Origin of the sequence: Fusobacterium sp. (assembly GCF_030528405.1) — a bacterium.
GTDB lineage: Bacteria > Fusobacteriota > Fusobacteriia > Fusobacteriales > Fusobacteriaceae > Fusobacterium.
The window spans coordinates 1-6329 of the sequence record NZ_JAUMYY010000061.1 but is presented as its reverse complement, the minus strand read 5'-3'; the positions used below and the strand labels follow the sequence as shown (position 1 = coordinate 6329).

Below are 6329 nucleotides of genomic sequence, written 5' to 3'. Positions count from 1 at the left end.
TGGGTGTGGTAACTTTATTTTACAGAAAAAATCAGCCGATTGGAATAGATTTTTTTAAAATCTCCAATCGGCTTTTTTTATAAAAAATTCAAAGCAAAAAATTTTCTATATTTTAAATTCAAAAATTATATAATAAGATATATAAATTTACAAAAATAAAAAAAGAAGTTACTAGAGTATATAAATTTTTAGTAACTTCATTTTTTATATCTAAGTTTTAATTTTTTAATGCTTGAATAGGAGGCGCAACCCTTCCTCCACGATTAATAAGAGTAGAGCAATCTAAGGTATTTATATTTATTATATCAGCTTCACCAAGTAAGCCACCAAAAACAACTCTATCTCCTGCTTTTTTATTTGGAACAGGTATAATACGAACAGCAGTTGTTTTATTATTAACCATGCCTATAGCCATTTCATCAGCAATAATTCCAGAAATAACAGCCTCTGTTGTATCACCTGGAATTGCGATCATATCAAGTCCAACAGAACAAACACAGGTCATAGCTTCTAGTTTTTCAAGAGTCAAATAACCTTTACTTGTTGCTTCTATCATAGCTTGATCTTCGCTCACAGGTATAAAGGCACCAGTTAATCCACCGACACGAGTAGCAGCCATAGCCCCACCTTTTTTAACAGCATCATTTAAAATTGCAAGTGCAAATGTGGTTCCATAAGCTCCAACAGCCTCCAGTCCAAACTCCTCTAAAACATTACCTACGCTATCACCTATTGCTGGAGTTGGGGCAAGAGATAAATCTATTATTCCAAAATCAACTCCTAATTTTTCAGCAACTTCTTTTCCAACCAATTCTCCCATTCTAGTTATTTTAAAACTTACCTTTTTTATAGCTTCCGTTATTTCTTCAATTTTAGCTTTTTTATCTATCTGTGATAAAACATGTCTTACAACTCCTGGACCACTTATACCCACATTTAAAACTAAATCTGCATTTTCAACTCCATGAAATGCTCCAGCCATAAAAGGATTATCAGGTACTGCATTAGTAAATACAACAAATTTTGCCGCGGCTAAGCCGTCAGCATTCTTTGATAGATTAGCCAGTTCTTTTATAGTTTTTCCCATCATTTTAATGGCGTCTAAATTTATTCCAGACTTCGTTGAACCTACATTTACTGAAGAACAAACTCTTTCAGTTTCACTCAGAGCTTTAGGAATACTTTTAATAAGGTTTATATCTCCCTTTGTAAAACCTTTATCAACAAGGGCGGAAAAACCACCAATGAAGTCTATGCCTATTTCTTTAGCAGCTCTGTCTAACGCTTTAGCAAAAATACTATAATCATCAGTATTTGTGGCATTTCCAATAATAGATATGGGAGTGACAGCAACCCTTTTATTAACTATAGGAACATTATATTTATTTGCAACTTCATCTGCAAATAATACTAAATTTTTTGCATTTTTAACTATTTTATTATAAATGTTTTCAGCTGTTTTTTCAGCATCATAATCAATACAATCAAGAAGACTGATTCCTAACGTAACAGTTCTCACATCAAGATTTTGCATATCTATCATATTAATTGTTTCTAATATCTCATCAGGTAATAAGTACATGGAACCTCCTAATTTTATATTCTGTGCATAGTTCTAAAAATCTCTTCATGTTGAAGAAATATCTTAACGCCAATTTTTTCTTCCAGTTTATGAAATTCATTTTGTAGGAATTGAATATCTATATTTTTATCAGCTTCGACCAACATAATCATCGCAAAAATATTACTTTCAAGAATTTTTTGAGATATATCTATTATATTCATATTAAGTTCACTTATTTTAGTAGAAACATTTGCAACTATTCCAGTTCTATCATTTCCTACAACGGTTATAACAATCTTATTTTTCATTGCTTCCTCCTGCTATTTGATTAATAAATAATTTTATTATTTTGATTATAACTTAAAAGTAAAGAAAAATAAAGAAAAAAGAACTGTTGCATATTTAAAATAAATATGCAACAGCCCTTTTAGGTATACTTATTTAATAAAAGAAATAGTTTTATTTTTTTTCAAGAAACTTAACCCCTAAGTCAGGGAAATCAGTAAATACACCAGTAGCTCCTGCTTTGTTAAACAGTGCATCAAACATTTCATCAATGTTATTAAAGAAAGGAGGCAGAGCATCTTTTCTTACTGTATAAGGATGTAATTCCATCTTTGTAGTTGCAATATCTTTAACCATAGGAGTATAGACAATTTTTCCAGATTCAGATTTTTTATCATCTATCAGCATATACCATCCTGGTCCTACTCCATCAGCATATTTAGCAATTTTTTTCATTGCACCTTCTTTAAACATCCATTCATAGTCGTAGTTTACCCATTTTCCATTTTTATCTTTTTCTTCAGTTTCATGCCAGTCTGTATATGCTATAAGTTGTACTAATTTTATATCCATACCCATTTTAGGCATAAGTTCAGTTTTTATTCTAACTAATTCATTATAGTCGAAAGTTTGCAAATAAACTAAATCAGATTTTTTAGTATAACCATATTTTTTTAGAATTTCCAATGTAGCCTTTGCAATATCTTTTCCATGTTGATGGTGTAACCAAGGAGCTTTAATTTCAGGATATATACCAATTTTCTTTCCTGTAGATTTTTCAAGCCCTTGTATAAATTCTAGTTCATCTTCAAGAGTATGAATACGGAAATGAGATTTCCATAGAGGGAAACGATTTGGATAAACAGCCGTTTCTTTGCCATCTTTAATGTTAAAATTTTCAGTCATTTCAAGAGTTTGAATTTCAGCAAGAGTAAAGTCAATTACATAATAACGCCCATCAGCTCTTTTTCTGTCAGGAAATTTTTTAGCAACATCTGTAAGTTGATCCAAAAAATGATCGTGTATAACTATGATTCTATCATCTTTCGTCATAGCTAAATCCTGTTCAAGATAATCTGCTTTTTGACCAAAAGCTAAAGCCTTAGATTCCAATGTATGCTCAGGTAGGTAGCCACATGCACCACGGTGAGCGATAATAATTTTTTCACTTTTCGCAAATAGGGCAGTGCTGACCAAAACTCCGCATAAAATTAAAGCTTTTTTAAAACTCATAATAAACCTCCTAATAATTTTAATTATTTATAAAGCTAATAAAATTTTAAAAACTTTTATGTAAAATAAATATAGTAGGCAAGTTAAAAAATATGTAAATTCATTTTAAGCTTAAATTTATATAATTTATTATAGTTTAAAATAAACTATAATAAAAATTTAAAATTTCAATATAATTTATGAAATCAATATATGTTTTTATTACAAATTAGTTTTAAAAAGTATGTGGATAATGAGTTTTAAAAATTTAAGAAAAATTAAAGAAATTTACTAAAATTAATAATGTTTATGATATAATATAATATCATGTAAAAAATTAAGAGGATAAAATGAAAAAAGCAATTTTTTTAGATAGAGATGGAACCATAAATGTAGAGAAAAACTACTTATATAAAGTTGAAGACTTAGAGTTTGAAAAAGGTGCAATAGATGCATTAAAAACTTTTAAAAAATTAGGTTATATATTAATAGTTATAACAAATCAGTCAGGCATAGCAAGAAATTATTTTTCAGAAGAAGATTTATATAAATTTAATGAAGCTATGAATAGTGTTTTAAAGGAAAATGAATCAGAAATAAGTAAATTTTATTTTTGTCCTCATCATCCGAAAGAAGGTATAGGCATATATAAAAAAGAGTGTAAATGTCGGAAACCAAATAATGCTCTCATAGAGCAAGCAATTAAAGAATATGAAATAGATAGAGCAGAATCCTATATGATAGGAGATAAAGTTTCTGATATAGAGGCGGGTGCTAAATCTGGTTTAAAAACTGTTTTAGTAAAAACTGGCTATGGAAAAAAAGAATTTGAAAAAATTAGAACAACTGAAACTCTAATTTGTGATAATTTATTAGAATTTTCAGAAATTTTAAAAAGGAAAAAGCTGTCAGAACTTATTAAAGAAGAATTTAACAGAGATATTTTTATAGAAAATATTGCGATGGATAGCAGAAAAGTTTCGAAAAACTCACTTTTCTTTGCTATAAATAAAGGGAATAAATTTATTGGTGAGGCTATGAAAAAGGGAGCCTCTCTTATTGTTGCAGATAATACAGACATATGTGATGATAGAATTATAAATGTAAAAAATACAATAGAGACTATGCAGAACTTAGCAAAAAAATATAGAGAAAAATTAGCTTTAAAAGTTATAGGTATAACTGGTAGTAATGGAAAAACAACAACAAAAGATATAGTTCACTCAATTCTTTCACAGCAGTACTCAGTTTTAAAGACAGAAGGGAATTATAATAATCATATAGGTTTACCTTTTACAATTTTAAATTTAACTGTTGAAAATGAAGTAGCGGTTTTAGAGATGGGAATGAGTGATTTTGGAGAAATTAAAAAACTATGTGAGATAGCTAGACCAGATTACGGTATTATAACTAATGTCGGAGAATCTCATTTAGAATATTTGAAAACTAGAGAAAATGTTTTCAAGGCAAAGACAGAGATGTTGGATTTTGTAAAAAAAGAAAATTTGTTTGTCTTTGGGGATGATGATTTTTTGGAAAAAATAGAGGCAGTAAAAGTTGGTTTTAAAAAAAATAATGATGTACAAATAGATGAATTCTCTTTTTCAGAAAATGAAAGCAGATTCACAATTAATTCTCAACAATATCTTAGTAATTTATTGGGAAAGCATAATGTTATAAATGCAGCTATAGCAGTAGGTTTATGTGAAAAAATGGGTTTGGAAAATTCAAAGATAAAAAAAGGCTTAGAGAGAATAAAAGTTAGTGAAATGAGATTTCAAGAAATTAAAATAGATGATGATATTTATATAAATGATGCATATAATGCTAGTCCTACTTCTATGAAGGCGGCAATAGACACGATAGCTTCCATATATAATGACAGATATAAGATAGCTGTTTTAGGTGATATTTTAGAAATTGGTGTGGATGAGATAAACTATCATATTGAAATCTTGAAATATATTCTGGATAAGAATATTAAAACTATATATCTTTATGGTGAGAGAATGAAGAAAGCTTACGACAAGCTTTTTAATTTATGTAGAGAAGAAAGAATTAAATATTTTGAGGAGAAAGAAGAAATTGTAAAGAGCCTCAATAGAATAAAGGAGAGAAAAGTTATTTTACTGAAAGCTTCAAGAGGAATGAAATTAGAAGAAATAATTGAAATTAAAAAGGGGAAAGTTGAGTAATGTTATATATATTAGGAGAAAATTTTGCAAATCTAGCATTTCTTAAATCTATTTATTTAAGGGCATTTATAAGTTTTGTATTTTCGTTTTCTGTTGTTTTAATAGCTGGAAGACCTTTTATAAAATATTTAAAAGTCAAGAAATTTGGGGAATCTATAAGAGAAGATGGACCAAGTTCGCACTTTTCAAAAAAAGGAACACCTACAATGGGTGGAGTCTTAATTGTTACAGCTGTTGTCTTAACTAGTTTAATTGTAAATAATTTAAAAAATAGCAGAATGTTTTTAGTACTTTTAAGTACATTGATGTTTGCTGCTATAGGTTTTATTGATGACTATAAAAAATTTAAAGTTAGCAAAAAAGGGCTATCAGGAAAAAGAAAACTTTTGTATCAAGGATTGATAGCTACGATAGTCTGGGCATATATTTATTTTGTAGGTTTGACTGGTAGCCATAGAATAGATATGACTCTTGTAAATCCTCTAAGTGGAAATAGTTTTATTTTTTTAGGAGGAATAGGTATGTTCTTCTTTATTCAAATAACCCTTTTAGGAACTTCAAATGCAGTAAATATAACAGATGGGCTTGATGGTTTAGCTATTATGCCTATGATAATTTGCTCTACAATACTAGGAGTGTTAGCATACTTTACAGGGCATATAGAGCTTAGTTCTCACTTACATTTATTCTATACAGTAGGCTCTGGGGAATTGAGTGTTTTTCTTTCTGCCATCACGGGGGCAGGGTTGGGCTTTTTGTGGTATAATTGTTATCCAGCACAGATTTTTATGGGGGATACAGGCTCTCTAACACTTGGGGGTATATTAGGAGTTATAGCTCTTTTGTTAAAACAAGAATTACTTTTACCCATTATAGGTTTTGTTTTTGTAATGGAAGCAATTTCTGTTATATTACAGGTAGCCTCTTTTAAGTTGAGAGGAAAAAGAATTTTTAAAATGGCACCTATTCATCATCATTTTGAACTTTCTGGTTTGGCGGAAACAAAGGTTACAATGAGATTTTGGATTACTGCTTTGATATGTGGCATAATAGCTCTAGGAATAGTTAGAATG

Annotated in this window: 5 protein-coding genes; 2 read left to right on the top strand and 3 right to left on the bottom strand. The window is 29.1% G+C overall.

All coding sequences use genetic code 11. The annotated features are described in order from the left end of the window. Positions 1–217: 217 nt before the first annotated feature. From Q4A58_RS07785 to glpQ, 3 genes are all read right to left on the bottom strand, one after another. Positions 218–1582, bottom strand: a complete 1365-nt coding sequence (locus Q4A58_RS07785; protein ID WP_303118096.1) for a PFL family protein — start codon at positions 1580–1582, stop codon at positions 218–220. A gap of 14 nt (positions 1583–1596) precedes the next feature. Next, complete coding sequence (locus Q4A58_RS07780) at positions 1597–1872, bottom strand: ACT domain-containing protein (protein WP_303118095.1); 276 nt, start codon at positions 1870–1872, stop codon at positions 1597–1599. A 151-nt stretch (positions 1873–2023) separates the two neighbouring features. Beyond that, positions 2024–3082 (bottom strand): glycerophosphodiester phosphodiesterase, encoded by a 1059-nt coding sequence (gene glpQ / locus Q4A58_RS07775; RefSeq protein WP_303118093.1) that lies wholly within the window; start codon positions 3080–3082, stop codon positions 2024–2026. Between the two features lie 329 nt (positions 3083–3411). Here glpQ and gmhB point away from each other — a divergent pair, with 329 nt between their 5' ends. Together gmhB and mraY are read left to right on the top strand one after the other, a co-directional pair. After that, on the top strand, positions 3412–5256 hold the full coding sequence (gmhB, locus tag Q4A58_RS07770; protein WP_303118091.1) for a D-glycero-beta-D-manno-heptose 1,7-bisphosphate 7-phosphatase: 1845 nt from the start codon (positions 3412–3414) through the stop codon (positions 5254–5256). Next, positions 5256–6329: phospho-N-acetylmuramoyl-pentapeptide-transferase (gene mraY, locus Q4A58_RS07765; protein WP_303118089.1), on the top strand; the 1074-nt coding region annotated here is incomplete at its 3' end. The genes gmhB and mraY, both read left to right, overlap by 1 nt.

Coding starts and splice junctions, on each gene's coding strand:
- Q4A58_RS07785 (WP_303118096.1), bottom strand. CDS start 1,582: ATGTACTTATTACCTGATGAGATATTAGAAACAATTAATATGATAGAT.
- Q4A58_RS07780 (WP_303118095.1), bottom strand. CDS start 1,872: ATGAAAAATAAGATTGTTATAACCGTTGTAGGAAATGATAGAACTGGA.
- glpQ (WP_303118093.1), bottom strand. CDS start 3,082: ATGAGTTTTAAAAAAGCTTTAATTTTATGCGGAGTTTTGGTCAGCACT.
- gmhB (WP_303118091.1), top strand. CDS start 3,412: ATGAAAAAAGCAATTTTTTTAGATAGAGATGGAACCATAAATGTAGAG.